This window comes from Pseudaquabacterium pictum (assembly GCF_005403045.1).
In the GTDB taxonomy this organism is placed as follows: domain Bacteria; phylum Pseudomonadota; class Gammaproteobacteria; order Burkholderiales; family Burkholderiaceae_C; genus Pseudaquabacterium; species Pseudaquabacterium pictum.
The window spans coordinates 384,634-409,318 of the sequence record NZ_BJCL01000002.1; the positions used below are offsets into that span (position 1 = coordinate 384,634).

At 72.0% G+C, this 24,685-nt stretch carries 23 protein-coding genes and 1 tRNA gene; 12 read left to right on the plus strand and 12 right to left on the minus strand.

Going from position 1 to position 24,685, the window contains the following annotated elements; translation table 11 throughout:
- The first annotated feature begins 2 nt into the window (after positions 1 to 2).
- Entirely contained in the window at positions 3 to 518 is a 516-nt protein-coding gene (locus FFT10_RS05820; protein ID WP_137732073.1) for a dihydrofolate reductase, read from the plus strand.
- Positions 519 to 552: 34 nt separating this feature from the next.
- Entirely contained in the window at positions 553 to 1,422 is an 870-nt protein-coding gene (gene sdpA, locus FFT10_RS05825) for a (S)-phenoxypropionate/alpha-ketoglutarate-dioxygenase (protein WP_137731832.1), read from the plus strand.
- Here sdpA and ygiD read toward each other — a convergent pair whose 3' ends face one another.
- Complete coding sequence (ygiD, locus tag FFT10_RS05830) at positions 1,423 to 2,340, minus strand: 4,5-DOPA-extradiol-dioxygenase (RefSeq protein ID WP_162854847.1); 918 nt, start codon at positions 2,338 to 2,340, stop codon at positions 1,423 to 1,425.
- 65 nt (positions 2,341 to 2,405) lie between these two features.
- Positions 2,406 to 4,211, minus strand: a complete 1,806-nt coding sequence (locus FFT10_RS05835; protein ID WP_137731834.1) for a sigma-54-dependent Fis family transcriptional regulator — start codon at positions 4,209 to 4,211, stop codon at positions 2,406 to 2,408.
- A gap of 261 nt (positions 4,212 to 4,472) precedes the next feature.
- On the opposite strand from FFT10_RS05835, the gene FFT10_RS05840 reads away from it, so the two are divergent.
- From FFT10_RS05840 to FFT10_RS05870, 7 genes are all read left to right on the plus strand, one after another.
- Positions 4,473 to 5,951 (plus strand): aldehyde dehydrogenase family protein, encoded by a 1,479-nt coding sequence (locus FFT10_RS05840; protein ID WP_137731835.1) that lies wholly within the window; start codon positions 4,473 to 4,475, stop codon positions 5,949 to 5,951.
- A 77-nt stretch (positions 5,952 to 6,028) separates the two neighbouring features.
- Complete coding sequence (locus FFT10_RS05845; RefSeq protein ID WP_137731836.1) at positions 6,029 to 7,330, plus strand: ABC transporter substrate-binding protein; 1,302 nt, start codon at positions 6,029 to 6,031, stop codon at positions 7,328 to 7,330.
- Positions 7,331 to 7,350: 20 nt separating this feature from the next.
- Positions 7,351 to 8,082, plus strand: a complete 732-nt coding sequence (locus FFT10_RS05850) for an ABC transporter ATP-binding protein (protein WP_137731837.1) — start codon at positions 7,351 to 7,353, stop codon at positions 8,080 to 8,082.
- The gene (locus tag FFT10_RS05855) at positions 8,079 to 8,825 is read left to right on the plus strand and encodes an ABC transporter ATP-binding protein (protein WP_137731838.1); all 747 of its coding nucleotides are present in this window, start codon (positions 8,079 to 8,081) and stop codon (positions 8,823 to 8,825) included. Before FFT10_RS05850 ends, FFT10_RS05855 begins: the two co-directional genes overlap by 4 nt.
- Entirely contained in the window at positions 8,822 to 9,760 is a 939-nt protein-coding gene (locus tag FFT10_RS05860; protein ID WP_137731839.1) for a branched-chain amino acid ABC transporter permease, read from the plus strand. Before FFT10_RS05855 ends, FFT10_RS05860 begins: the two co-directional genes overlap by 4 nt.
- A complete protein-coding gene (locus FFT10_RS05865; RefSeq protein WP_137731840.1) occupies positions 9,757 to 10,746 on the plus strand; it encodes a branched-chain amino acid ABC transporter permease in 990 nt (329 codons plus the stop codon). Before FFT10_RS05860 ends, FFT10_RS05865 begins: the two co-directional genes overlap by 4 nt.
- Positions 10,743 to 11,510, plus strand: a complete 768-nt coding sequence (locus tag FFT10_RS05870) for a coniferyl-alcohol dehydrogenase (protein ID WP_137731841.1) — start codon at positions 10,743 to 10,745, stop codon at positions 11,508 to 11,510. Before FFT10_RS05865 ends, FFT10_RS05870 begins: the two co-directional genes overlap by 4 nt.
- Here FFT10_RS05870 and FFT10_RS05875 read toward each other — a convergent pair.
- Positions 11,501 to 12,451, minus strand: a complete 951-nt coding sequence (locus tag FFT10_RS05875; RefSeq protein ID WP_137731842.1) for a threonine/serine dehydratase — start codon at positions 12,449 to 12,451, stop codon at positions 11,501 to 11,503. The two genes, FFT10_RS05870 and FFT10_RS05875, sit on opposite strands and share 10 nt — an antisense overlap.
- A 31-nt stretch (positions 12,452 to 12,482) precedes the next feature.
- Here FFT10_RS05875 and argE point away from each other — a divergent pair, with 31 nt between their 5' ends.
- Positions 12,483 to 13,670, plus strand: coding sequence for an acetylornithine deacetylase (argE, locus tag FFT10_RS05880; protein ID WP_137731843.1), 1,188 nt, complete (start codon positions 12,483 to 12,485; stop codon positions 13,668 to 13,670).
- Between the two features lie 6 nt (positions 13,671 to 13,676).
- On the opposite strand, the gene iaaH is transcribed toward argE, so the two are convergent.
- Positions 13,677 to 15,083, minus strand: a complete 1,407-nt coding sequence (gene iaaH, locus FFT10_RS05885) for an indoleacetamide hydrolase (RefSeq protein WP_137731844.1) — start codon at positions 15,081 to 15,083, stop codon at positions 13,677 to 13,679.
- Between the two features lie 167 nt (positions 15,084 to 15,250).
- Here iaaH and FFT10_RS05890 point away from each other — a divergent pair, with 167 nt between their 5' ends.
- Positions 15,251 to 16,174, plus strand: a complete 924-nt coding sequence (locus FFT10_RS05890; RefSeq protein WP_137731845.1) for a class I SAM-dependent methyltransferase — start codon at positions 15,251 to 15,253, stop codon at positions 16,172 to 16,174.
- Between the two features lie 3 nt (positions 16,175 to 16,177).
- Here the strand turns inward: FFT10_RS05890 and fahA are convergent, their stop codons facing one another.
- Genes fahA through FFT10_RS05915 form a run of 5 tightly spaced genes read right to left on the minus strand, consistent with a single transcriptional unit; the run spans position 16,178 to position 21,607 of the window.
- Positions 16,178 to 17,497 (minus strand): fumarylacetoacetase, encoded by a 1,320-nt coding sequence (gene fahA, locus FFT10_RS05895; RefSeq protein WP_137731846.1) that lies wholly within the window; start codon positions 17,495 to 17,497, stop codon positions 16,178 to 16,180.
- A complete protein-coding gene (hmgA, locus tag FFT10_RS05900; protein ID WP_137731847.1) occupies positions 17,494 to 18,783 on the minus strand; it encodes a homogentisate 1,2-dioxygenase in 1,290 nt (429 codons plus the stop codon). The genes fahA and hmgA overlap by 4 nt, the downstream gene beginning before the upstream one ends.
- A 19-nt stretch (positions 18,784 to 18,802) precedes the next feature.
- On the minus strand, positions 18,803 to 18,997 hold the full coding sequence (locus FFT10_RS05905; protein WP_137731848.1) for a DUF2783 domain-containing protein: 195 nt from the start codon (positions 18,995 to 18,997) through the stop codon (positions 18,803 to 18,805).
- Between the two features lie 11 nt (positions 18,998 to 19,008).
- Entirely contained in the window at positions 19,009 to 20,649 is a 1,641-nt protein-coding gene (locus FFT10_RS05910; protein ID WP_137731849.1) for an FAD-dependent oxidoreductase, read from the minus strand.
- Between the two features lies 1 nt (position 20,650).
- Complete coding sequence (locus FFT10_RS05915; protein ID WP_137731850.1) at positions 20,651 to 21,607, minus strand: MBL fold metallo-hydrolase; 957 nt, start codon at positions 21,605 to 21,607, stop codon at positions 20,651 to 20,653.
- Positions 21,608 to 21,839: 232 nt separating this feature from the next.
- Here FFT10_RS05915 and FFT10_RS05920 point away from each other — a divergent pair, with 232 nt between their 5' ends.
- Positions 21,840 to 22,856, plus strand: a complete 1,017-nt coding sequence (locus tag FFT10_RS05920) for an alpha/beta hydrolase family protein (protein ID WP_137731851.1) — start codon at positions 21,840 to 21,842, stop codon at positions 22,854 to 22,856.
- A 21-nt stretch (positions 22,857 to 22,877) separates the two neighbouring features.
- On the opposite strand, the gene FFT10_RS05925 is transcribed toward FFT10_RS05920, so the two are convergent.
- The 3 genes from FFT10_RS05925 to FFT10_RS05935 all read right to left on the minus strand — a co-directional run bounded on the left by FFT10_RS05925 (position 22,878) and on the right by FFT10_RS05935 (position 24,650).
- Positions 22,878 to 23,870: a TerC family protein gene (locus FFT10_RS05925; protein WP_137731852.1), complete on the minus strand. Its 993-nt coding sequence runs from the start codon at positions 23,868 to 23,870 to the stop codon at positions 22,878 to 22,880.
- Positions 23,871 to 23,983: 113 nt separating this feature from the next.
- On the minus strand, positions 23,984 to 24,397 hold the full coding sequence (locus tag FFT10_RS05930; RefSeq protein WP_137731853.1) for a hypothetical protein: 414 nt from the start codon (positions 24,395 to 24,397) through the stop codon (positions 23,984 to 23,986).
- A 176-nt stretch (positions 24,398 to 24,573) separates the two neighbouring features.
- Positions 24,574 to 24,650: transfer RNA gene (locus FFT10_RS05935), tRNA-Val, on the minus strand.
- Between the last annotated feature and the right edge of the window lie 35 nt (positions 24,651 to 24,685).

The window sequence follows — 24,685 nt, forward strand, 5'->3', positions numbered from 1 at the left end:
ACATCCCCCTGCTGCTCATTGCCAGCGTCGACCGCCGGCGCACCATCGGCAGCGGCAATGACCTGGTCTGGAAAGAGCCGGAAGACCAGCGCTGGTTCCGCCGCCAGACCATGGGCTGCCCGGTGGTGATGGGCCGCCGCACCTGGGATTCGCTGCCGGTGCGGTTCCGGCCCCTGCCCGGCCGCGCCAACATCGTCGTCACCCACCAGGCCGGCTGGCAGTCGGATGGCGCCCAGGTGGCCCACAGCCTGGCCGATGCGCTGGCGCAGGCCCGCCAGGCGGCAGCATCCACCGGTGCGGCGCGGGTGTTCGTGATCGGCGGCGGCCAGCTGTTCGCCGAGGCCCTGCCGCTGGCCGACACCCTGCTGCTGACCGAGATCGACGCCGACCTGCCTGGCGACACCTGCTTTCCCGACTGGCGCGGCGGCGGATTCGTCGAAGAATCGCGTGATCAGCGCCACAGCGCCGGCCCGCCGGCCTGCGGCTACGCCTTCGTCACCTACCAGCGCCAGCGTTGACCCGCCCGGCGCTGCCGACCCGGACGGCACCGCCATGCAGATCACCCCGATCGCCGACGCCACGTTTGGCGCCACCGTCACCGGCCTGCGGCTGGCCACGCTCGACGATGCCGGCTTCGCCCGCCTGCATGCCGCCTGGCTGCAGCACGCGCTGCTGGTGTTTCCCGGGCAGTTTCTGACGAATGCCGAGCAGATCGGCTTCGCCAAACGCTTCGGGCCGATCGAGCGCATCGGCGGCGGCGACATCGTGGCCATCTCCAACGTCAAGGCCGACGGCACGGTGCGCCAGCACAGCCCGGCCGAGTGGGACGACATGATGAAGGTCATCGTCGGCAACATGGCCTGGCATGCCGACAGCACCTACATGCCGGTGATGGCCCAGGGTGCGGTGTTCTCGGCCGAGGTGGTGCCGCCCACCGGCGGACGCACCTGCTTTGCCGACATGCGCGCCGCCTACGACGCGCTGGACGACGCCACCCGTGCCCTGGTGCACCAGCGGTCGGCGCGTCATTCGCTGGTTTACTCGCAGAGCAAGCTGGGCCATGTGCAGCAGGCAGGTTCGGCCTATGTCGGCTACGGCATGGACACCACCGCCACGCCGCTGCGCCCGCTGGTCAAGCGCCACCCCGAGACCGGCCGCCTGTCGCTGCTGATCGGCCGCCACGCGCATGCCATCCCCGGGCTGGAGGAGGCCGAATCGGAGCGCTTCCTGGAAGACCTGGTGGCCTGGGCCTGCCAGCCGCCGCGGGTGGTGGCCCACCACTGGACCGCCGGCGATGTGGTGCTGTGGGACAACCGCTGCCTGCTGCACCGCGCCGAGCCCTGGGATTTCACCTTGCCGCGGGTGATGTGGCACAGCCGCCTGGCCGGCCACCCCGAGACCGAGGCGGCGCCGCTGGTCTGATCAGCCCCACTGCACGCAGCGCATGCTGAGCGTGCCCGACTGGAAGCCTTCGAACACCTGCCGCGCCCGCTCGCCCGCCTGGGCGGTGCCCAGCGCATAGAGCAGCGGGAAGTAGTGGTCAGGGAAGGGCACGGCGCGTTGACCGTGCGGGCCCAGGCGCTCATAGGCCAGCAGCGCGGCGGTGTCGCCGGCCTCCAGTGCGCCCTTGGCGCGCTGGTCGAAGTCATCGGCCCAGTCGCGCAGGCCGCGCACCGACGGCGTGGCACCGCGCACCGTGTCGCCCAGGTTATGCACGATGTTGCCGCTGCCGATCACCAGCACGCCCTCGGCCCGCAGCGCCGCGATGGCCTTGCCCACCGCCAGGTGGTACGCCGCCGGGCGGGTGATGTCGATCGACAGCTGGAACACCGGCACGTCGGCGGCCGGGTACAGGTGCTTGAGCACCGTCCAGGCGCCGTGGTCCAGGCCGCGGCCCTGGTGGCGGCCGATGGCCCGCGGCGCCAGCCGGCCGGCGGTGCGCGCGGCCCAGTCGGGTGCGCCGGGCGCCGGATAGCGCTGGGCGAACAGCTCTGGCGGAAAGCCGCCGAAGTCGTGCAGCGTGGAGGGCTGGGCATCGACCATCACCGCGGTCTGGCCCTCGGTCAGCCAGTGGGCCGAGACCATCAGCACCGCCTTGGGCAGACCCAGCTCGCGGCCCCAGCGGCGCAGGTGGCGGGTGAAGTCGTTGTCCTGCAGCGCATTCATCGGGCTGCCGTGGCCGATGAACAGCGCGGGGGCCGTGCCCTGCAGGCGCGGCCGGCCGTCGGGCGCCTCGGGCGCGCTGGCGGCATGGCTGAAGCGCAGCAGGTCGTGCAGGCCGGCGGCCAGGGCGACCACGCTGCCGCCCAGCAGGGCGCGGCGGCGGGGGGAAAGCGGCATCGTCATGCGCCTGCAGCGTAGCGCCGAGGCACCGGCCCGGCGTTCGATGGATCTGCAGGCTGCCTTCAGGCCGGCTGCATGCCCTGCCCCTGGCCGGCGCCGGCGCTGCGCAGCCGGTAGCTCAGCTGGGCCCGGGTCAGCCCCAGCAGGCGCGCCGCCGCCGACAGGTTGCCCTGGCAGCGCGCCACCGCGTCGCGCATCAGCTGCTGCTGCACCGCCTCCAGGTCGACGGTGCCGCTGCCGGGCTCGGCGATGCGGTCGAACAGGCTGGCGGCGGCCGCTTCGGGCGGCGCGGCGGCATCACCCGCCAGCGCGCCGCTGGCGTTGATCGACAGCAGCGTGCCATCGGCCAGCTGCTCGCGCCGCAGCAGGTGGGGCAGGTCGATCACGCCGCCCTCGTCGGCGCTGATGACGCCGCGCTCGACCATGTTCTGCAGCTCGCGGATGTTGCCCGGGAAGGCGTAGCCCATCAGCGTGCGCACCGCGCGCGGCGCATAGCCCGCCAGGCGCCGGCCATGCCGGTTGGCGAACAGGTGCAGGAAGTGGCTCAACAGCAGCGGGATGTCCTCGCGCCGCTCGCGCAGCGGCGGCAGGTGGATGGGGTACACATCCAGGCGGTAGAACAGGTCCTCGCGGAAGCGGCCGGCGGTCACCTCGGCGCGCAGGTCCACATTGGTGGCGGCCACCACCCGCACGTTGACCTGGACCGTGCGCGAGCCGCCCACCCGCTCCACCTCGCCCTGCTGCAGCGCGCGCAGCAGCTTGCCCTGGCTGACCAGGCTCAGCGTGCCGATCTCGTCGAGGAACAGCGTGCCGCCATCGGCCCGCTCGAAGCGGCCAGGCCGCGAGACGCTGGCGCCGGTGAAGGCGCCGCGCTCCACACCGAACAGCTCCGACTCGACCAGGTTCTCGGGGATGGCGGCACAGTTGACAGCCACGAAGGGCCGGTCGCGCCGCGGGCTGACGCGGTGCAGCATCGACGCGAACATCTCCTTGCCCACGCCGGATTCGCCGGTGAACAGCACCGTGGCCTGGGTGGGCGCCACCCGGCTGAGCATGTGGCAGGCAGCCTTGAACGCCGACGAGACGCCCACCATGCCGCTGTCGGCGCCATCGGCCAGGGCGGTGGTGCCCAGCACCGCAGGAGGCGCGGCGCCATGGGTGCTGGTGGCCAGGAAATCCTGCGCGTTGAGGTAGCGCATGTCGTCGGACACATCGCCCCAGGCCTCGGCGGTCTTGCCGACCACCCGGCACAGCGACGCGCCGGTGGACCGGCACTCGACCTCGCGGAAGACCACCAGCCGGCCCATCAGGCCGGTCACGTAGCCCATCGCGTAGCCCAGCTGCATCCAGCAGGCCGGGTCGGTGCCCAGGCCGTAGGACTTGATGTGCTCGTCGTCCTCGGTCGAGTGGTGCCAGATGAATTCACCGTGGTAGTGGCCGCGCTCGGGGTCGATCTCGAACTCCACCGGCTCCACCTTGACCACCCCTTCCAGCGCATGCAGGCGGGTGCCGGCCATGAAGACCGGCACCAGGTCGCCGTCGGGCCAGCGCTCGCGCACCAGCTGGGCATCCCGCGCGCCCGAGGCATAGCCGGTGCGGGTGAGCAGGCCGCGGGCACGCTCCAGGCCCAGGGTGTCGATCAGCTCGCGGCGCAGCGTGCCCAGCGAACCGGTGTGCATCAGCACCATGCGTTGGTCGTTGAGCCAGATGCGGCCGTCGCCGGGCGAGAAGAACAGGCACTCGGTGATGTCCGACAGCTGCGGCTGGATCTTGGCGTCGTTGGGCGACGGATCGCCCCGGCGCATCAGCGCACCGGTGGTGCGCGAGACCTCGGCCAGGGAGATGCGGGGGATGGACGACGCGGGCATGGCTGATTTGGTGAATCGAAAACGCCAGTGTCGGTGCGGTTTGCTCATTTCATCAAGTGGGGTCGCGGGTAAACGCGTTGCGCGCACCGCTGCGGCGGACGCTGAACGACACCCGGGAAAGTCCTGATCTCTCCCTCGGAGCTGCAGCCCCGTCTGGCTGGCCGGCGGCCCTCGGCGGGCCGGCACGGGCACCGCGGTTGCACCTGTCAGGGCAACGGCGATCGGCCGTGTCCTTTCAAGCAACCCCGGAGAACCGACCCCATGGGAGCCTCAGACCCCCTGCACCTGCTGGACCCCGCCACCTTCGGCGGCCGTGTGTTCGACAACGGCCAGTGGCTGCTGCCACGTGGCGGTGCACGTGCCGTGCCCGAGCCGGCCACCGGCGCCGCCCTGTCCAGCGCCGGCATCGCCGATGCCGACGACATGCGCGAGGCCATTGGCCGGGCCCATGCCGCCCAGCCGGCCTGGGCCGCCACCGCGCCGCGCGACCGCGCGGCCGTGCTGCTGCGGGCGGCGCAGCTGCTGCAGGCCCACTTCGACGAGCTGGCCCTGGCCATCGCCCGCGAGACCGGCGGCATCCTGCCCAAGGGCCAGCATGAGGTGAAGGAGGCGATCGTGCTGTGCCAGATCGCCGCCGGCCTGCCGATGCAGGCCCAGGGCGAGGTGCTGCCCAGCACGCCGGGCCGGCTGTCGATCGCCAAGCGCGTGCCGCACGGCGTGGTCGGCGTGATCTCGCCGTTCAACTTCCCGCTGATCCTGGGCATCCGCTCGGTGGCGCCGGCGCTGGCGCTGGGCAATGCGGTGGTGCTGAAGCCCGATCCGCGCACGCCGGTCTCGGGCGGCGTGGTCATGGCCGAGGTGTTCCGCCGCGCCGGCCTGCCCGACGGCCTGCTGCAGGTGCTGCCGGGTGACGCCGCCGCCGGCGAGGCCCTGGTCACCGATGCGCGGGTGCCGATGATCGCCTTCACCGGCTCGCCCGGCGTGGGCCGCCGCATCGGCGCGCTGGCCGGCCAGCACCTGAAGAAGGTGTCGCTGGAGCTGGGCGGCACCAACAGCCTGGTCGTGCTGGACGATGCCGACCTGGACGCCGCGGCCAGCGCGGTGGCCTTCGGCGCCTGGTTCCACCAGGGCCAGATCTGCATGGCCAGCAACCGCGTGCTGGTGCACGAGGCCGTTGCCGAGGGCCTGAAGCAGCGCCTGGTGGGCAAGGCCCAGCACCTGCCGGTGGGCGACGGCGCCAGCGGCCGCGTGGCCCTGGGCCCGATGATCGACGCCAAGCAGCTGCAGCGCTTCGATGCCCTGGTGCACGACAGCGTGCGCCAGGGCGCCACGCTCGAGGCCGGCGGCACGCACGAGGGCCTGTGCTACCGGCCGACGGTGCTGAGCGGCGTGCAGCCGGGCATGCGCGCCTTCGACGAGGAGCCGTTCGGCCCGCTGGTCAACCTGGTCACCTTCCGCACCGACGACGAGGCGGTGGCGCTGGCCAACAACAGCCAGGGCGGGCTGGCCGCCGCGGTGATCGGCCGCGACGTGGCACGCGCCATGGCCATCGGCGAGCGGCTGAACGCCGGCATGGTCCACATCAACGACCAGACGGTCAACGACGAGTGCACCAACCCGTTCGGCGGCCCCGGCCTGGGCGGCAACGGCAGCGCCGTGGGTGGCCCGGCCGACATCGGCGAATACACCCGCTGGCAGTGGGTGACGGTGAAGGCCAGCCTGCCCGGCTTCCCGTTCTGACACGGGCCGGCTGCGGCCGGCCCCGGCAACACCATCCGGCCCACCGCGGGCCGTTCACGACACGACTGGAGACACGCATGACCGATTCCAACCCGCAGCAGCCCGTTGGCAGCACCCGCCGCCAGCTGTTGCAGGCCGGCGCCGCCACCGGCCTGGCCGCCTTCCCGATGATCGGGCGCACCCAGGGCAACACCCTGCGCATCGGCGTGGTCAGCCCGCGCTCGGGGCCGCTGGCGCTGTTCGGCGAAGGCGATGGCTTCGTGCTCGACCAGGTGCGCCGGCACAGCAGCTCGGTGGAGGCCGGCGGCAAGCGCTGGACGCTGGAGTTCATCGCCAAGGACACCCAGAGCAACCCAGTGCGCGCCGCGGCCATGGCCAAGGAACTGGTCAATGCCGACAAGGTGGACTTCGTGCTGTCGACCTCCACGCCGGAGACGGTGAACCCGGTGGCCGATGCCTGCGAAGCCGCCGGCGTGCCGGCGCTGTCGACCACCAGCCCCTGGGAGGCCTTCTACTTCGGCCGCGGTGCCAAGCCGGGCGAGCCCTCGCCGTTCAAGTGGACGTACCACTTCTGCTTCGGCGTGGGCAATTTCGCCAAGCTCTACACCGACCAGTGGAGCAAGGTGACCACCAACAAGAAGGTGGGCATGCTGCTGCCCGCCGATGCCGACGGCAACGCCATCCGCGGCCTGCTGATCCCGGCGCTGCAGAAGGCCGGCTACAGCGTCTTCGACGCCGGTCCGTACCAGAACGGCCTGACCGACTTCTCGGCCCAGATCGCCGCCTTCCGCAAGGAGGGCATCGAGATCTTCAACACCTTCCCGTTCCCGCCCGACTTCGCGGTGTTCTGGCGGCAGGCGGCCCAGCGCGGCCTGGCCCAGCAGGTGAAGATCGTGCAGATGGCCAAGGCCGGCCTGTTCGCCGCCGAGCTGGACGCGCTGGGCGCACTGGGCAACGGCCTGCATGCCGGCGCCTACTGGCACCGCAGCTTCCCGTTCAAGTCGCCGGCCACCGGCCTGGGCAGCGCCCAGCTGGCCGATGCCTACGAGAAGGCCAGCGGCAAGGGCTGGAACCAGCAGATCGGCGCCACCGCATCGCTGTTCGATGCCGCGGTGGCGGCCGTGCGCGCCTGCCCCAACCCGGGCGACCGGGCCGCGCTGGCGGCCACGCTGGGCAAGCTGAAGGCCGAGACCGCCGTGGGCGACATCGACTTCACCAGCGGCCCGGTGCCCAACTGCGCCACCACCGGCCTGGTGGGCGTGCAGTGGGTGCGCGGCCTGGGCGGCGGCAACAAGTTCGGGCTGGAGATCGTCGCCAACGCCGACCATCCCAAGGTGCCGCTGACCGGCACGATGAAGCCCTACGCGGTCAAGGCCTGACGGCCACGGCACGGCACGCCATGGACCAGGACACCTTGCTCGCCGGCCGCGGGCTGGCCAAGCACTTCGGGCCGCTGCAGGTGCTGCACGGCGTGCACATCGCCGTGCGGCGCGGCGAGGCGCTGGGCGTGGTCGGCCCCAACGGCGCCGGCAAGACCACGCTGTTCGGCGTGCTGGCCGGCACCCTGCCGGCCAGCGCCGGCCAGGTGCATTTCGACGGCCAGGCCATCGACCACTGGGATGCCGCGCGGCGCTGCCGCGCCGGCCTGGCCCGCACCCACCAGGTGCCGCGGCCCTTCCTGGGCATGACGGTGCAGGACAACGTGCTGGTGGCCGCCCAGCATGGCGCCGGCCTGCGCGGCGCCGAGGCCGATGCCGCCGTGCGCCAGGCGCTGGGCCGCTGCGGCCTGGCCGCGCTGGCGGCGCGCCCGGCGGCCAGCCTGGGCCTGCTGGACCGCAAGCGCCTGGAGCTGGCCCGCGCCCTGGCCACCCAGCCCCGGGTGCTGCTGCTCGACGAGATCGGCGGCGGCCTCACCGAGGCCGAGCTGCTGCAGCTGGTGGGCCTGGTCGGCAGCCTGCGCGACGAGGGCCTCACCCTGGTGTGGATCGAGCATGTGCTGCATGCGCTGCTGAAGGTGGTGACGCGCCTGGTGTGCATGGATGCCGGCTCGGTGCTGGCCGAAGGCGCGCCGCAGGCGGTGATGGCCGACCCGCGCGTGGTGCAGGCCTACCTGGGAGGTGCCGCCGCATGAGCAATACCACCCCGCTGCTGCAGGTGCAGCAGCTTGTGGCCGGCCACGGGCCGCTGGTGGCGGTGCGCGGCGTCTCGCTGCAGCTGGCGCCGGGCGAGGCCGTGGCCCTGATCGGTGCCAACGGCGCCGGCAAGACCACGCTGCTGCGCTGCCTGGCCGGCGTGCATCCGGCCCAGGGCGGCCAGGTGCTGCTGCGCGGCCAGGATGTCAGCGCCTGGCCGGCACACCGCCGGGTGCAGCAGGGCCTGGCCCTGGTGCCCGAAGGCCGGCGCCTGTTCGGCGACATGACGGTGCGCGAGAACCTGCACGTGGCCGCCGAGCACCGCAGCGGCGACCGGCCCGAACCGGCCGGCGGCGCCTGGACGCTGGACCGAGTGCTGACCGCCCTGCCGGGCCTGGCAACCATCCTCGACCGGCCGGCCGCGGCCTTGTCGGGCGGCCAGCGCCAGGCCGCGGCCATCGCCCGGGCGCTGATGACGCACCCCGATGTGCTGCTGCTCGACGAGATCTCGCTGGGCCTGTCGCCCCTGGTCGTCAACGAGGTCTACGACAACCTGCGCCAGCTGCGGCGCGAGGCCGCCACCACCCTGCTGCTGGTCGAGCAGGACCTGGGCCGGGCCCTGGCCTTTGCCGACCGCATGCTGTGCCTGCGCGAGGGCCGCATCGTGCTGGCCGGCCGCTGCCAGGACCTGAGCCGCGAGGCCATCACCGCCGCCTACTTCGGCATGGAGCCCACCACATGATCGACGCCATCGTGCAAGGGGTGCTGCTGGGCGGCTACTACGCCGTGCTGGCCGCCGGGCTGTCGCTGATGTTCGGCGTCATGCGCATCATCAACCTGGCCCACGGCGACCTGGCCATCGTCGGCGCCTTCCTGGTGCTGGCGCTGGTGCAGGCCGGCCTGCCCTGGTGGGCCGCGGTGCTGGCGGCCCTGCCGCCGATGGCGCTGCTGGGCGCGCTGCTGCAGCGCTGGGTGCTGTCACGCACCGTCAGTGCCGGCGTGCTGCTGCCGCTGCTGGTCACCTTCGGGCTGGGCGCGCTGCTGCAGAACAGCCTGTACGGCGTGTTCGGCTCCGAGGCACGGTCGCTGGCCGATGCGCTGGGCAGCCTGTCCTGGGCCAGCTGGACGCTGCCCGGTGGCCTGGTCGTCGGCCAGCTGCCGGTGCTGACGCTGCTGCTGGCGGTGATGGTGCTGGCCGGGCTGCAGGCGATGCTCAGCCACACCCGGCTGGGCCGGGCCATCCGCGCCGCCGCCAGCGACCCCGAGGCCGCCGCGCTGTGCGGCGTGGATGCCGCCCGGGTGCACCGGGCGGCCGCGGCCATCGCCGTGGCCCTGGCCGCCCTGGCCGGCAGCCTGCTGGCGGCGCGGGCCACGGTGGAGCCCTATGCCGGGCCGCTGCTGCTGATCCAGGCCTTCGAGGCGGTGGTGATCGGCGGCATCGGCTCGCTGTGGGGCACGCTGCTGGGCGGCATCCTGCTGGGCCTGGCGCAGAGCCTGGGGGCGCTGGTGTCGCCGCAGGGCTTCCACCTGGCCGGGCACCTGCTGTTCCTGGCGGTGCTGGGGGCACGGCTGTGGCGGCAGCACCGCCACGGCCTGGGCCTGCCGGCCTGGCCCTGGCAGCGCAGCGCGTCGAGCTCGGCCCATGGCCAGCCGGCCAAGGCGGGGGTGCAGGCATGAGCGCACGACAGGGATCCACCGCCCGCTGGGCGGCCTGCATCGCAGCCGGGCTGCTGCTGGCGTTGCTGCCGCTGGCCGCCGGCGCCAGCGTGGTGGACAAGCTCACCGGCCTGTTCATCCTGATGCTGCTGGCAGCCATGTGGGGCCTGATGGCCGGCCAGGCCGGCCTGGTCTCGGTGGGGCAGCAGGCCTTCTTCGGGCTGGGCGCCTACGTCGCGCTGCGGCTGGTGGACGGCGGCCTGCCGGCCTACCCGGCGCTGCTGGCCGGGGCCCTGGGTGCGGTGGGCGTGGCCTGGGTGCTGTCGGTCTTCCTGCTGCGGCTGAAGGACGGCGAATTCGCCATCGCCACCTGGGTGGTGGCCGAGGTGATCCGCATCCTGGTGATGCTGGACCCGCTGGTGCAGGGCGAGACCGGCACCTCGCTGATCGCGCTGAACGCGGTCGAGCCTGTCCTGCGCCGCAACATCGGCTACTGGTTCGCGCTGGGCGCGCTGGCGGCCATGCTGCTGGCGGTGTGGTGGCTGCTGCGCAGCCCGGTGGGCACGGCCACCCGCGCCCTGGGCGACGACGACGAGGCCGCCGCAGCCCTGGGCGTGCGGGTGATGCCGACGCGGCGCGCCATCTACCTGCTGGGCGCCTTCGGCTGCGCGCTGGCCGGCGTGGCCTGGCTGGCCAGCGCCATCACCTTCCTGCCGCGCACCAACTTCGGCGTGCAGTGGTCGGTGCTGATGCTGTTCATGGTGCTGGTGGGCGGCCTGCGCAGCATGGCCGGCCCGCTGGTCGGCGCGCTGCTGCTGTTCGGCCTGCAGGAAATCGTGGGCCACCTCGGCGCCTGGTACCTGGCCGGCCTGGGCGGCGTGGCCGCCGCCTGCGCGCTGTGGCTGCCGCAAGGCCTGGTGGGCCTGTGGCAGCAGCGCCAGGCCCGCACCGCAACGGAACGCCCTTCCCTTCCATCCCCCCCCACCCCCAGGAGAACCACCCCATGACCGTGCAAGGCAAGACCATCGTGATCACCGGCGTCAGCTCGGGCATCGGCGCCGACACCGCGCGGCTGCTGCGCAGCCAGGGCGCGCAGGTGATCGGCATCGACCGCAACGACCCGATGCTGACGTTGGACGGCTTCGTCAAGGCCGACCTGTCGGAGCAGGCGGCCATCGACGCGGCCATCCGCCAGCTGCCCGAGCGGGTGGATGCGCTGTGCAACATCGCCGGCGTGCCCGGCACCGCGCCGGCCGATGCGGTGGCCCGCGTCAACTACCTGGGCGTGCGCCACCTGGCGCTGCAGCTGGCCGAGCGCATGCCGGCGGGCGGCAGCATCGTCAACATCGCGTCCATCCTGGGCGCCGAGTGGCCGGCGCGGCTGGACGTGCACAAGGCGCTGGCCGAGACGCCGTCGTTCGAGGCCGGCCTGGCCTGGCTGGCCCGCCAGCCGGTGGCGCAGGCCACCTGCTACCAGTACTTCAAGGAAGCGCTGATCGTCTGGACCATCACCCAGTCGCAGAAACTGTTCCTGTCCAAGGGTGTGCGCATGAACTGCGTGGCGCCGGGCCCGGTGTTCACGCCCATCCTGGGCGACTTCGTGCAGATGCTGGGCCAGGAGCGTGTGCAGAAGGACGCCCACCGCATGAAGCGCCCGGCGTTCAGCGACGAGGTGGCGCCTGTGGTGGCCTTCCTGTGCAGCGATGCATCACGCTGGGTGAGCGGCATCAACCTGCCGGTGGACGGCGGGCTGGCCTCGACCTACCTCTGAACCAGGGTCGCCGGGTCGACGTTGGCGCCGCACAGCACCAGCGCCACGGGCTCGTCGGCCCGTGGCCGCACCAGCCCGGCGCGCAGGGCCGCCAGGCCCAGCGCCGCGGCCGGCTCCACCGCCAGCCGCAGTTCACGCCACAGCAGGTGCTGCGCCGCCAGGATATCGGCGTCGGCCACCAGGTGCACAGCAGCCACCTGCTGCTGGCAGAGGGGCCAGGCGATGCTGCCGATGCGGCGCGCACCCAGCGCATCGGCCGCCACGCCGCCGACGTCCACATCGACCGGGCGCCCGGCGGCCCGGGCCGCATGCAGGGTCGGCGAACCCACCGGCTCCAGCGCCTCGACCCGCACCCGCCCGGCCCACCAGGCCGCGATGCCACCGATCAGGCCGCCGCCGCCCACGCTGACCAGCACGCGGCCGGGCAGGCCGGCATCGGCCTCGATCTCGGCCGCCAGCGTGCCGGCGCCGGCCACCACCTCGGCCTGGTCGTAGGCATGCATCAGCAGCGCGCCGGTCTCCTGCTGGCGCTGCAGGCAGGCGGCCAGGGCGTCGGCATAGGCGGCGCCACCGACGACCACCCGTGCGCCCAGCGCCGCCAGCGCCTCCCGCTTGGCCGGGCTGGTCATCTCGGGGATGAACACCTCGCAGGCTACGCCGAGCGCACGCGCGGCCGTCGCCACCGCAATGCCGGCATTGCCGCCCGAGGCCACCACCACCCCGGCGGCCGGCAGCGGCTGCGCCAGCATGCGGTTGAACATGCCGCGCGCCTTGAAGCTGCCGCTGCGCTGCAGGTGTTCCAGCTTCAGCCACAGCTCGGCGCAATCGACGCCGAGCGCCGCGCCGGGCAGGCGCAGCAGCGGCGTGCGGCGCACATGGCCGGCGATGCGCGCGGCAGCGGCGTGGATGGACGGTGCATCGACTTGGGGGCTGGCTGTCATGGCGCGGCATCGTAGCCGCTACAGTCGCCCGATGACCGCAGCAACCACCCCGTCCGCCGCCGGCCTGGCCTGGGCGCAGCGCCTGGTGCGCTTCAACACCATCAGCCGCGAGTCCAACCTGCCGCTGATCGAGTGCATCGCCGACCACCTGCGCACGCTGGGCGTGCCGCTGCGGCTGAGCTGGGACGACAGCCGGCGCAAGGCCAACCTGTTCGCCACGCTGGGCGAAGGCAAGCCGGGCGGCGTGATCCTCTCCGGCCACACCGACACCGTGCCCTGGGACGGCCAGGCCTGGACCGTCGACCCGCTGGGCGCCGACCTGCGCACGGTGGCCGGCGAGCCGCGCCTGTACGGCCGCGGCAGCGCCGACATGAAGGGCTTCATCGGCTTGGTGGTGGCGCAGACACAGGCCTTCCTGGACGCCGACCTGCCCCACGCCCTGCACTACGCCTTCAGCTACGACGAGGAAGTGGGCTGCTTCGGCGCCCAGACGCTGCTGGCCGATCTGGCCGAGGCGGGCCTGCCCAAGGCGGCGCTGCCGCGGCTGTGCATCGTCGGCGAACCGACCTCGATGGTCCCGGCCATCGCCCACAAGGGCGTGGCGCGCTGGCGCTGCTGCGTGAAGGGCCGCGCCGCGCATTCATCACAGACGCACATCGCGGTGAACGCCATCGAGGCGGCCGCGCGTTTGGTTGCCGGGCTGGCCGACATGGCCGACGACTTCGCGGCGCGCGGTCCGCGCTATGCGGGCTTCGAGGTGCCGTGGACCACGGCCGCGGTGGGCGTGATCGAAGGCGGCATCGCCGACAACGTGGTGCCCGAGGACTGCCGCTTCCACTATGAATTCCGCGCCCTGCCGGGCACCGACGTGGCCGCGCTGCAGCGCCGCGTCGAAGACCATGCGGCCAGCCTGGTGCCGGCCATGCAGGCCGTCGATGCCGCCACCGGCATCCGCTTCGAGACGCTGTGCGCGGTGCCGCCGTTCCAGGCGGCCCTGGACGACCCCGCGGTGCGGCTGGCCCAGCAGCTGGCCGGCACCGACCGCACCACGCTGGTCGGCTTTGGCACCGAGGCCGGCCTGTTCCAGAGCGCCGGCATCGCCAGCGTGGTCTGCGGACCGGGCTCGATCACCCAGGCCCACCAGGCCGATGAATACGTCAGCCTGGCCCAGCTGGCCCAGGCCGAGGCCTTCCTGCAGGCCCTGGCCCGGCACCGCTGAGCCGGGTCAGACGGCCAGCGGCGCGCTGGGGGCCGGTGGCAGCACCGCTTCCACCGCCGCGGCAATGGCCAGCAGGCGCCGGTCGCTGCCGGCCGGACCGTCCAGCGCCAGGCCCACGGGCAAACCAGCCGCCAGCCCCGCCGGCAGGCTGATGCCCGGGATGCCGGCATTGCTGCCGGGATCGGTGTTGCGGATGAAGGTCAGGAAGGTGGGCTGCTGGCGGCCATTGAGCTCGACCGTCTCGTCCTCGCCGATGCGGGCCGCCGTGCGCGGCGTGGTGGGGAAGACCAGCGCCTCGATGCGGTGCTGCGCGAAGGCGTCGCGGTAGAGCGCCTGCAGCCGCTGCCGGTCCACCATGGCCTGCCGATAGACCGCCTCCGGAATGCCACCGCCGGTCAGCAGGCCGTCGACGACGCCCGCCACGTCCGGGCTGCCGACACCAGCAATCAATGCTTCCAGCGTGATGCCGCGCCCGCGGCTGGCCAGGTAGTGCCGCATGTCGCGCACGAACTCGAACAGCGCGATCGGGAAGCCGACCGCCGATGCCACCTCCACCACGCCGGGCAGATCCATCTCCACCAGATCGGCACCGGCCTGGCGCAGCGCGGCCAGCGCCGCCTCGGCCACGGCCTGCACGCCGCTGTCGAGATCGGCCCAGAATGGTTGGCGCGGCACGCCGATGCGGATGCCCTGCAGGCCGGTGATGGCCAGCGGCGTGGCGTCGCCCGTCAGCACGCCGTCGAGCAGCGCGCAGTCGCGCACGCTGCGGGCCATCGGGCCGCCGGTGTCGCGGGTGGTCGAGATCGGCGCGATGCCCACCCCCGACACCCGCCCCACGGTCGGGCGCAGACCGACCACGCCGCACAAGGCCGACGGCACGCGCACCGATCCACCGGTGTCGGTGCCGATGGCCGCAGGCACCAGGCGCGCCGCCACCACCGCGCCGGAGCCGCCGCTGCTGCCGCCGGCGATGCGCTGCAGGTCCCAGGGGTTGTGCACCGCGCCCGACACCGCGTTGTTGCTGGTGATGCCGAAGGCCAGCTCGTGCAGGCCGGTCTTGCCGGTGATCAGCGCCCCGGCGGCACGCAGGCGCAGCACCAGGTCCGCATCGGCCGACACCGGCTGGCCACGCAGGGCCGCGGTGCCGGCATCACAGGGAAAGCCCAAGACATCGACGTTGTCCTTCACCGCGATGGGGATGCCGAGCAGCGGCAGACGCTCACCCGCCGCGATCCGCGCATCCGCCTGCAGCGCCTGGGCGCGCAAGGCCGCCGCGTCGAAGCGGGTGTAGGCATTCAGCGCGCCGGCAGCTTCGGTGCGGGCGATCAGGGCATCGACCAGCGCGGCGCAGGACAGCGCGCGGCTGTCGAGCAGTTCGCGCAGGGCGGTGATCGGCAGGTCGGCAGCGTGCATGGGGAACTCCTGGTCAGTGGTGACCCGCAGCTTAGACGCCATCGGCTGCCAACGCACCTGCGGCTGCGGCCAGGGCCTGCCAAGGCGGCTTGTGAAGGCCGGGCCGCTACCATGCGGGCCCGCCCTGACGCACCGACAGACGCCTCCACAGACGCCCCCCACAGACGATGCAAGCCCTGCTCGACGCCATCGCCACCATGGGCCTGCCCACCGACGCCACGCGCCTGTTCCACGGCCGCGGGGGCCTGCATCCGGGCAGCGAGCACCTGGCGCTGGACTGGTACCCGCCGGTGCTGGTGCTCACCAGCTTCCAGCCATTGGACGATGCCGCGCTGACGCAGTTGCACGGCGCCCTGGCCGCCCGCTGGCAGCAGCTGGCGCCGGACACGCCACTGGCCTGGGTCTACCAGCAACGCGGCACCGGCAAGGCCACCACCCAGCTGATGGCCGGCAGCGTGCCCGAGCCGCATGTGGTGACCGAAGGCGGCGCCCGCTACGGCGTGCATGTGCTGCGCGGCCAGAACCACGGCCTGTTCCTGGACATGGCCGCCGGCCGCCGCTGGCTGCAGACCTGGGCCGCCGGCCGGCCGGGGCTCAAGATGCTGAACCTGTTCGCCTACACCTGCGCCTTCTCGGTGGTGGCGCGGCTGGCCGGCGTGCAGCAGGTGGTGAACGTGGACATGGCCGCCGGCGCGCTGGCCACCGGCCAGCAGAACCACCGGCTCAACGGCATCACCAGCGGCGCCAGCTTCCTGCCGCACGATGTGTTCAACAGCTGGGGCAAGCTGGGCCGCAGCGGGCCGTACGACCTGGTGGTGCTCGACCCACCCAGCTTCCAGAAGGGCAGCTTCGTCGCCACCAAGGACTACCCCCGCCTGCTGCGCCGCCTGCCCGGCCTGCTGGTGCCGGGCGGCCACGCGCTGCTGTGCCTGAACGCGCCCGAACTGGGCGAAGGCTTCCTGCGCGATGCCCTGGCCACCGAAGCGCCCGGCCTGCAGGTCATCGAACGCCTGGCCAACCCGCCGGCCTTTGCCGACGCATCGCCCGACCGGGCGCTGAAGGTGCTGGTGGTGCGGTCGCCGGACGCCTGACCCTCAGAGCGCCGGCAGCACCGTGCCGGCGCAGTGGCCGAAGCCGATGCGCCGGGCGCCCGGCCGTTCGCAATGGCCGGCCAGGATCAGCGTGTCGCCGTCCTGCAGGAACACCCGCGTCTCGCCATTGGGCAGCGTGATCGGCTGCTTGCCGCCCTGCGACAGCTCCAGCAGCGACCCGGCCTGCGCCAGCGTGGGCCCGCTGAGCGTGCCCGAACCCAGCAAATCACCCGGCTGCAGGTTGCAGCCGTTGACGGTGTGGTGGGCCACCAGCTGCGCCGGTGTCCAGTAGGCGGCCTGGGCGGCGTTGCTGGTCGACAGCAGGGCCGGGGCCATGCCCGCCTCGCGCATCGCGGTGGTTTGCAGCAGCACCTGCAGCTGGATGTCGAGCGCGCCGGCCGCGCGGTTGGCCGCGCTGTCCAGGTAGGGCAGCGGCTGCGGGTCGCCGTCAGGCCGGGTGAAGGGGGCGCGGAACGGCGCCAGCGCCTCCAGCGTCACCAGCCAGGGCGACACGCTGCTGGCGAAGTTCTTGGCCAGGAACGGGCCCAGCGGCTGGTACTCCCAGGCCTGCAGATCGCGCGCCGACCAGTCGTTGAACAGCGCCACGCCGAAGACCTGGTCCTCCGCGTCGTCGATGGCAATCGGCGTGCCCAGGGCATTGCCGGCGCCGATGAAGTAGCCCAGCTCCAGCTCCAGGTCCAGCCGCTGGCTGGGGCCGAAGCCGGGCGTGCTGGCGCCGGCCGCCGGTGCCGTCTGCCCACGCGGGCGGCGGATCGGCGTGCCGCTGGGCACCACCGACGAGGCCCGGCCGTGGTAGCCGATCGGCACCCACTTGTAGTTGGGCAGCAGCGGGTTGTCGGGCCGGAAGATCTTGCCCACCGCGGTGGCATGGTGGATGCCGACGTAGAAATCGGTGTAGTCGCCGATGCGGCAGGGCAGGCCCAGTTCCACACCGGCCTGCGGCACCAGGCAGCCGGCCAGCGCCGCCTGCTGGGGCGAACCGGCGGCCAGCGCCTGCGACAGCGCCTGCCGCAAGGTGCGGCGTGCCGCGCCGCCCAGCGCCATGAAGGCATTGAGATCACCCGCGGCCAGCGGCACCAGCAGCGGTGCGACGTCTGCCGCCCAGCCGGACTGCGCGGCAGCGGCCCGCAGGTCCAGCACCTGGTCGCCGATGGCCACGCCGATGCGCCAGGCCTCCGCGGTGCCGGCGCGCCGGAAGCGGCCGAACGGCAGGTTCTGGATCGGGAAATCGCCCTCGGCCGCATTGGCCGAAGGCACCCAGCTCTGCAGCTCCGGATCGTGGGTGTGGTCGAGGGTGGTCATGGCTTGAAATTGTCCTGCAGGCCCTGCCAGCAATCGGCATAACGCGCATCCAGCGCGCCGCAGCCCAGTGCAAACGCGGTCGGCTTGAAGCGCCAGCGGCTCTCGAACATGAAGGCCAGGGTGTGGTCCAGCTTGTGCGGTGCCAGCGCGGCGTGGCTGGCCTTGTCGAAGGCCTCGGCATCGGGGCCGTGCGGCACCATGCAGTTGTGCAGGCTCATGCCACCGGGCTTGAAGCCCTCGGGCTTGGCGTCGTACTGGCCGTGCACCAGGCCCATGAACTCGCTCATCACGTTGCGGTGGTACCAGGGCGGGCGGAAGGTGTCCTCGCCCACCATCCAGCGCGGCGGGAAGATCACGAAATCGCAGTTGGCGGTGCCCGGCGTGTCGGTGGGGCTGGTCAGCACGGTGAAGATGCTGGGATCGGGGTGGTCGAAGCTGATCGAGCCGATGACCATGAACTTCGCCGTGTCGTACTTCACCGGCGTCAGGTTGCCGTGCCAGGCCACCACGTCGAAGGGCGTGCGCGGCTGGGTGCTGCGCCACAGCGCGCCGCCGTAGCGGCGGATGATCTCGCAGGGCGCATCCTGTCGCGCCTCGTACGCGGCCACCGGCGCCAGGAAGTCGCGCGGGTTGGCCAGGCCGTTGCTGCCGATGGGCCCCAGCTCGGGCAGGCGGAAGGGTGCGCCGTGGTTCTCGCACACATAGGCGCGCGACGGGCCGTCGACCAGCACGCGGAACGCGATGCCACGCGGCAGCAGCACCACCTCGCCCGGCTGGGCCTCCAGCACGCCCAGCTCGGTGACGAAGCGCAGCCGGCCCAGCTGCGGCAGCACCAGCATCTCGCTGTCGGCATTGACCAGGGCGCGGCCGTCCATCGAACGGTTCATCAGCGCCAGGTGGGCGGCCATGCCGGTCTGGGCGTCGGGGTCGCCATTGACGACGATGGTGCGCAGACCGTCGATGAAGTCCACCGGCGCATCGGGAATGGCGATCGGGTGCCAGCGCATTGGATCGGGCGGCGCCACCTGCCCGGCGGCCGCGCCCGTCACCCAATGCGGCTGGGCATAGGGGGCGTACGCACCGGTCACCACCGACGGCTGGCGGCGGTAGACCCAGGTGCGCTGGTTGCTGTGGCGCGGCGCGGTGAAGGCGCTGCCGGAAATCAGCTCGGCGTACAGCCCCAGCGGCGCACGCTGCGGGCTGTTGCGGCCCTGGGGCAGCGCACCGGGCACGGCCTCGGTCGCAAACTGGTTGCCGAAGCCGGATTGGTAGGCAAGTTCTGGCATGGGGGCTCCGGTGGAACGGTCAACGGCCGCTGGCGCGGGCAGCGGCCAGCGCTTGCTGCAGCACATCCAGCTGGCCGATGTGGTTGGCCAGCAGCAGCACCAGGCGCGCATTGAGCGCATGGCTCTGGGCCTCGGTGAGATCACGGTGGGCCTCGATCAGCGCCTCATAGAAGCTGTCGGGCGCGTCGAGGTGGGGCTCGGTGATCAGTGGCATGGCAAGGCTCCTCAATGCAGCGCCAGCGCGCGGCGCAGTGCGGCGGCCACGTCGGCGGCGGTGGGGGCGCGCCAGCGGGCGCAGACATGCTGGTCGGGCCGCAGCAGCACCACGGAGCCGGGGCTGGCGTCGTAGCGCTGGGCTGCTGTGCCGGCAGCGGACAGGCGGATCACGTCCACCGGCAGGATGCCCTCGGCACCCGCGCTGACAGCGGCGCCATCGCCATCGAACACCAGCGCTGCAAAGCCGTTGCCGGCCAGCCGGCGCAGCAGCCAGCCACCGCCTTCGGCGTCCGACAGCGGCGCATCCACCGCCGGCGCGCCGGGCACCATGGCGCCGGTGAAGTCATCGGTGTCGGGCGTGTTCAGCGGCGAGGTGCGCAGCGTGGCCGGCACCGACAGCCGACCGCTGTTCACGATGCGGCGGGCGAACGGGTGGGTACGGGCCAGGTCCAGCGTGGCGTCGCGGAACAGCCGCGAGATTGCGCTCTTGGGCGTGATGAAGTCGGTGGCGCGTGTGGAGTTCAGCAGGTTCTCGTCGGCGGCGTACTCCCGCTCGGGCCCGTAGGTCGCCAGCAGGGCCGGTGGTGCCACGCCGCGCAGCACCAGGTCGAGCTTCCAGCCCAGGTTGTCGGCATCCTGCACGCCGGAGTTGGCACCGCGTGCACCGAAGGGCGACACGCCATGCGCCGAATCACCGGCAAACAGCACCCGGCCGTGCACGAAGGTGTCCATGCGCAGGCAGGCGAACGTGTAGACGCTGGCCCACTCCAGTTCATACGGCACATCGCGGCCGAGCGCGGCGCGCATCATCGCGTCCACCCGGGGTTGGATGCGCTCGGGCTGCTTCTCCACCTCCGGGTCGGCATCCCAGCCCAGCTGGAAATCGATGCGCCAGACGTTGTCGGGCTGGCGGTGCAGCAAGACGCTCTGGTTGGGGTGGAAGGGCGGGTCGAACCAGAACCAGCGCTCGGCCGGGAAGTCGGCCTGCATGCGCACATCAGCGATCAGGAAGCGGTCCTGGAAGACGCGGCCCTTGCTCTCCTGGCCCAGCAGTGCCCGCAGCGGCGAGCGGGAGCCATCGCAAGCCACCAGGTGGTCGGCCTGCAGCTGGTAACGCCCATCGGGCGTGTCCACGTCCAGCAGCACGCCGTCGTCCTGCGGCGTGCTGCCGACCACGGTGTTCTGCCAGCGGATGGTGATGCCAGGCAGCTCGGCGGCGCGCGTGGCCAGGTAGGCCTCGGCGTAGTACTGCTGCAGGTTGATGAAGGCCGGCCGTTCATGGCCGGGTTCGGGCAGCAGGTCGAAGCGGTAGAGCAGGTCGTGGCCGTTGAACACCTTGCCGACGTTCCACTCCACGCCCTTGGCGCACATCGGATCGCCCACGCCCAGCCGGTCCCAGATCTCCAGCGTGCGCTTGGCAAAACAGATTGCGCGCGAGCCGGTGGACAGCCGGTGGTCGTTGTCGAGCAACAGCACCGGCTGTCCACGCTGGGCCAGGTCGATGGCCAGGCTCAGGCCCACCGGGCCTGCGCCCACCACCACCACCGGGTGGCGCACCGGCACCGGCGCGTCCTGGTCGGTGCTGCGCTGGTAGCCGAAGCTGTGGCGCTGGATGGTGGCGCCGTCACTGTCGTAGCCGAGCGCCGCCATGTCAGCCCTCCAGCGTGGCCCACATCTGCTGGTCGCGCTCGGCCGTCCACACCCGCGGGTCGCGGTACTGGGTGGCCTCGTCGTAGCAGCGGGTCACATCGAAGGGCATGCAGTGGTCGAAGATCACCCAGTGGCCGTACTTGGGCTTCAGCGCCGCGTAAGTGGCCTTGTAGACAGCGTTGAGGTCCTGGCCGGCGGCCACACCGGCCTGCACGTTGGTCCACACATCGCGGATGAAGCTGCGGGTGGCCTCCAGCCCGGCCTGCACCTGGGCATCGCCCTTGAGTGCCGGGCCACGGCCGGGCACCAGGGCCTGGGGCTTGAGCGCGGTGATGTTGTCCAGCGTCTGCGGCCAGTCCTGGAAGTAGGCATCGCCGGCATAGGGCGTGGCGTCGAACTCGACCAGGTCGCCCGACAGCAGGGTCTTCTCACCGGGCAGCCAGACCACGGTGTCGCCCTTGGTGTGGCCGCGGCCCAGCTGCAGCAGTTGCACTTCCAGCTTGCCGAGCCACAGCGTCATCTTGCCGGTGAAGGTCATCGTCGGCCAGGTCATGCCGGCGGGCACCGTCTCGACATTGCGGAACAGCCGCGGGAAGCGGCCGATCTCGCTGGCCTTGTCGGCCTCGCCACGCTCGACGATCAGGTCGTAGGTGTCCTGGCTGGCGATGATCTGCTGCGGCTGGTAGGCCGAGGCGCCCAGCACCCGCACCGCGTGGTAATGGGTCAGCACCACGTACTGGATGGGCTTGTCGGTCACCTCGCGGATGCGGCGGATGACATCGGCCGCCATCGCCGGCGTGGCCTGGGTGTCGGCCACCAGCACCGCATCGTCGCCAATGATGATGCCGGTGTTCGGGTCGCCTTCGGCGGTGTACGCCCAGGCGTGCTCGGACAGCTGCGCGAAGGTGACCTTCTTCTCTTCCAGATCGGCCTGACTGGCAAAGGCTTTGGTGCTCATCGTGTCTCCTGGGTGGATGTCAATTCAACATTGACGAATGCGTTTGCATTGTAGGCGGGACTTGCGCTGTGTCAAACCGGCGGGCCAGCGCGCTGCGCGGCCGTGGGTGGCTGCAACCGGATCGGCAACGCAGCCGGCTGGCGACACGGCGCGGCGTTTCGTCGCGAGACCGCCTGGCCGCGGTCGGGGCGCGCCGAACATGCGTTGCACACACCACCCCCTGGAGCACAGCATGACCCGTCTTCACCACCGTTTCCTGACCGTCCTGGCCAGCCTGCTCGTCACGGTGCAGGTGCAGGCCTTCGAGGCGGGCTGGACCCAGGTCCAGACACCCGGCGCCACCCCTGCAGATGCCAGGACCACGGTCGCCCTGTTCTATCCGACGCTGGCCGCACCGCGCACCATCCCGATGGGCCCGTTCACGCTCGACGTGGCCATCGGCGCCCGGCCGGTCGACCAGGTCAAGGGGCTGATCCTGCTGAGCCACGGCATCGGTGGCAGCGAGCTCGGCCACAGCGCCGTGGCCCAGGCCCTGGCACGCCACGGCTACCTGGTGGCCGCGATGCGCCACCCCGGCGACAACTGGCAGGAGCACACGCTGATCGAACGCACGCCCGAGCGCTACTTCGACGAGCGGCCGCGGCAGGCCTCCCGGGTGATCGACGCGATCCTGGCCGACCCGGCCTGGAAAGACCGGATCGCCACCGACAGCCAGGGCCCCCGCGTCGGCGCCCTGGGCCATTCGGCAGGTGGCTACACGGTGCTGGCACTGGCCGGTGGCCAGCCCGATCTGGCCCGGCTGCAGCAGCACTGCAGGGCGGCGGCCGCCCAGGATCCGATCTTCTGCAGCATGGGCCGCGCCGACCGGGCTCTGCCGCCCGCGCCCGCCGATGCACCGCCGCTGGCAGACGCCCGCGTGCGCGCCGTGGTGGCGATGGCGCCGGCAGGCGTGGTGCTGACGGCCGCATCGCTGGCTGCGGTCCGCCCGGCGACCCTGGTCTACGTGGCCGAGCGCGACCGCTTCCTGGTGCCGCGTTTCCATGCCGGTTGGGTGGCAGCCAATCTGCCGGCACCGAACCTGCGCCCGGTCCCCAACGCCTGGCACTTCGCCTTCATGGACACGCCCGGCGTGCCCATCCCCAGCCCCGACGGCGACATCGCCGCCGACCCGCCGGGCTTTGACCGGGCCGGCTTCCTGCAGCAGCTGGGCACCGAGATCACCGCCTTCTTCGACCGGACCCTGCGGTAGCGCCCGGGCTGGTGCGCGGCCTCACACCGTCGCGCCCTCGGCCGGCTGCCCGCGTGTCTTCCACAGCGAGACCAGCACGCCACCGGCGATCAGGCCGAAGGTCACGCTCAGCGAGACCACCGCGGGGATCTTGCCGATGATGCCGACCAGGAAGATCTTGCTGCCGATGAAGATGAGCACCAGCGCCAGCGCGTACTTCAGATACTTGAAGCGGTGGATCATCGCCGCCAGCGCAAAGTAGAGCGCCCGCAGGCCCAGGATGGCGAAGATGTTGCTGGTGTAGACGATGAACGGGTCGGTCGTGATCGCGAAGATCGCCGGCACCGAATCGACCGCGAAGATCAGGTCGACGAACTCCACCAGCACCAGGGCCAGGAACAGCGGCGTCGCGAAGCGTTCGAGCTTGCCGGTCTTGGGATCGGGCTCACGCACCCAGAAGGCATTGCCGCGCAGGCCTTCGGTGACGCGCATGTGGCGCTTCAGGAACTTCAGCAGCGGGTTGCCGGCGATGTCGGGCACATGGTCGGCAATGATCCACATCTTGATGCCGGTGAAGACCAGGAAGGCGCCGAACAGGTACAGCACCCAGCTGAACTGGCTGACCAGCGTGGCACCCAGCGCGATCATGATGGCCCGCAGCACGATCACGCCCAGGATGCCCCAGAACAGCACCCGGTGCTGGTACTGCCGCGGGACCGCGAAGAAGCTGAAGATCAGCGCGATGACGAAGACGTTGTCCATCGACAGCGACTTCTCGATCATGAAGCCGGTGTAGTAGTCCATGCCGCTCTGCGCGCCCAGGTACCACCACACCCAGGCGCCGAAGACCAGCGCCACGCTGATGTAGCCGGCCGACAGCAGCAGGCTCTCGCGAACGCCGATCTCCTGGTCGTCCTTGTGCAGCACGCCGAGGTCGAAGGCCAGCAGGCCGACGACGATGCCGACGAAGGCCAGCCAGATCCAGGCCGGCGTGCCCATGAAATCGGCCGTGAGGAAGGGATGCAGGATGTCCATGGTGGGTTGTTCAGACGATGAGGCGCACAGCACGTCCCGCGCCGCCCAGCAGGCTGAGCGCGTCGTGCAGCGAGGAAGTTGGAGGCGGCCTGGTCAGTGCCGCCGTGTGCCGTTCAGACGGCCGGCCTGGGCGCTGGCGGCGTCAGCCCGCCGCCACCGCGGCGGCGCCACAGCGCGATCAGCAGGTGCAGCCCGGCGCCCAGCAGCAGGAGCAGGAAGGCGCCGAGGGCCCAGACCACCCAGGCCAGCACCGTCACGCCACCGGCCAGCGCCGGCACCGACTGCAGCAGGCTGGCAACCCAGGGGCCCAGGCCGGTCATCAGTTCGGTCAGGCCCTGCATGAGTTCGGCCGGCACCCAGGGCGCGAGCCAGGCCGGCAGGGCGATGCCGTTGATGCCCGAGGCGGCGCCGGACAGCGCCCCTGCACTGGACACTGCCCAGACCACCACGGCATGCAAGGCCCAGGCGGCCAGGGACCAGCAGGCGAGCAGCAGGACGACGATGAACCAGCTGAGTGCGTAGAACATGGTGGGAGACTGCTTGGATGTTGAGGTGGCGCAAGTGTGGAGACGGATCGCCGCCGAACCAACCAGGGCGCACCGCAGTCCGACTTCGGTTTTCCCGAATCGAGGCACGCTCGCCGATCTGCGTGCCGCCAAAGCAAAAAGCCCCGAGGTTCGATCGAACCTCGGGGCTTGCGATTTGGTAGGCGCGATTGGACTCGAACCAACGACCCCCACCATGTCAAGGTGGTGCTCTAACCAGCTGAGCTACGCGCCTGCGAAGCCCAGGACTATAACACGCGTCCGGCAGCC

Coding starts and splice junctions, on each gene's coding strand:
- sdpA (WP_137731832.1), top strand. CDS start 553: ATGCAGATCACCCCGATCGCCGACGCCACGTTTGGCGCCACCGTCACC.
- ygiD (WP_162854847.1), bottom strand. CDS start 2,340: ATGCCGCTTTCCCCCCGCCGCCGCGCCCTGCTGGGCGGCAGCGTGGTC.
- FFT10_RS05835 (WP_137731834.1), bottom strand. CDS start 4,211: ATGCCCGCGTCGTCCATCCCCCGCATCTCCCTGGCCGAGGTCTCGCGC.
- FFT10_RS05840 (WP_137731835.1), top strand. CDS start 4,473: ATGGGAGCCTCAGACCCCCTGCACCTGCTGGACCCCGCCACCTTCGGC.
- FFT10_RS05845 (WP_137731836.1), top strand. CDS start 6,029: ATGACCGATTCCAACCCGCAGCAGCCCGTTGGCAGCACCCGCCGCCAG.
- FFT10_RS05850 (WP_137731837.1), top strand. CDS start 7,351: ATGGACCAGGACACCTTGCTCGCCGGCCGCGGGCTGGCCAAGCACTTC.
- FFT10_RS05855 (WP_137731838.1), top strand. CDS start 8,079: ATGAGCAATACCACCCCGCTGCTGCAGGTGCAGCAGCTTGTGGCCGGC.
- FFT10_RS05860 (WP_137731839.1), top strand. CDS start 8,822: ATGATCGACGCCATCGTGCAAGGGGTGCTGCTGGGCGGCTACTACGCC.
- FFT10_RS05865 (WP_137731840.1), top strand. CDS start 9,757: ATGAGCGCACGACAGGGATCCACCGCCCGCTGGGCGGCCTGCATCGCA.
- FFT10_RS05870 (WP_137731841.1), top strand. CDS start 10,743: ATGACCGTGCAAGGCAAGACCATCGTGATCACCGGCGTCAGCTCGGGC.
- FFT10_RS05875 (WP_137731842.1), bottom strand. CDS start 12,451: ATGACAGCCAGCCCCCAAGTCGATGCACCGTCCATCCACGCCGCTGCC.
- argE (WP_137731843.1), top strand. CDS start 12,483: ATGACCGCAGCAACCACCCCGTCCGCCGCCGGCCTGGCCTGGGCGCAG.
- iaaH (WP_137731844.1), bottom strand. CDS start 15,083: ATGCACGCTGCCGACCTGCCGATCACCGCCCTGCGCGAACTGCTCGAC.
- FFT10_RS05890 (WP_137731845.1), top strand. CDS start 15,251: ATGCAAGCCCTGCTCGACGCCATCGCCACCATGGGCCTGCCCACCGAC.
- fahA (WP_137731846.1), bottom strand. CDS start 17,497: ATGACCACCCTCGACCACACCCACGATCCGGAGCTGCAGAGCTGGGTG.
- hmgA (WP_137731847.1), bottom strand. CDS start 18,783: ATGCCAGAACTTGCCTACCAATCCGGCTTCGGCAACCAGTTTGCGACC.
- FFT10_RS05905 (WP_137731848.1), bottom strand. CDS start 18,997: ATGCCACTGATCACCGAGCCCCACCTCGACGCGCCCGACAGCTTCTAT.
- FFT10_RS05910 (WP_137731849.1), bottom strand. CDS start 20,649: ATGGCGGCGCTCGGCTACGACAGTGACGGCGCCACCATCCAGCGCCAC.
- FFT10_RS05915 (WP_137731850.1), bottom strand. CDS start 21,607: ATGAGCACCAAAGCCTTTGCCAGTCAGGCCGATCTGGAAGAGAAGAAG.
- FFT10_RS05920 (WP_137731851.1), top strand. CDS start 21,840: ATGACCCGTCTTCACCACCGTTTCCTGACCGTCCTGGCCAGCCTGCTC.
- FFT10_RS05925 (WP_137731852.1), bottom strand. CDS start 23,870: ATGGACATCCTGCATCCCTTCCTCACGGCCGATTTCATGGGCACGCCG.
- FFT10_RS05930 (WP_137731853.1), bottom strand. CDS start 24,397: ATGTTCTACGCACTCAGCTGGTTCATCGTCGTCCTGCTGCTCGCCTGC.